A 235-nucleotide genomic window follows, 5' to 3' on the forward strand; every position below is an offset into this window, starting at 1 on the left:
TGGGGAGCGGGCTTTAATGTACAGGAATAAAGCGATAAAGATTTCCGCGTAATAGAAGTATCTCTCAAGCGATGACCCGTGACCGAACGTACTGGAAACGGTGGAATTCTGTGAGGCCAGTAAATCAGTACTACCTGCAAATGCGTAATTGCAGGCCAGAAGAGAAAGAAGAATTAATCCTCCATTTTTTAAATACTTTCTCATCTGAATATTTTCACGGGCTTTGCGAAATAAA

Annotated in this window: 1 protein-coding gene; it reads right to left on the bottom strand. The window is 41.3% G+C overall.

Annotated features, from left to right (window positions below; translation table 11 throughout):
- Positions 1-235 (bottom strand): type IV conjugative transfer system pilin TraA (locus tag IAE50_RS25835; RefSeq protein WP_200581709.1); only part of this gene is annotated, 235 nt, incomplete at both ends.

The organism is Kosakonia sp. S42, assembly GCF_016624785.1.
Lineage (GTDB): Bacteria > Pseudomonadota > Gammaproteobacteria > Enterobacterales > Enterobacteriaceae > Kosakonia > Kosakonia cowanii.